The organism is Pseudomonas sputi (assembly GCF_021603585.1).
Lineage (GTDB): Bacteria > Pseudomonadota > Gammaproteobacteria > Pseudomonadales > Pseudomonadaceae > Aquipseudomonas > Aquipseudomonas sputi.
In genome coordinates this window covers 1-255 of sequence record NZ_BQHI01000100.1, presented here as the reverse complement: position 1 = coordinate 255, position 255 = coordinate 1, and the positions used below count along the sequence as shown (strand labels likewise).

General features: G+C 60.0%; 1 pseudogene. It reads right to left on the bottom strand.

The window, feature by feature from the left end:
* Window positions 1-255, bottom strand: a pseudogene (locus L6D81_RS29465) (hypothetical protein); the annotation flags it as partial.

The following is a 255-nucleotide window of genomic DNA, read 5'->3' as shown; positions in this document are numbered from 1 at the left end:
TGACCAGAGGGCCGTATGGCAAACCCTTCAGCAACATGCTCCAGACACCATCAGCCGGCAGCACTTTCGAGCCCAGCTCACGGCCAGACACATAATCGTAAACAGTCAAAGTGGCGCCCTTCATGCCGCCCGTGCCTCCCACCTCCATGTCGCGGCCGACATCAGTGTCTTTCGGCGGCTCGGTAATGACCGGGGCAACCATCGGCCTGGGGAGCTGGAAAGTGACCGTTTCCTCAGGTGAAGATTGCTGAGCGG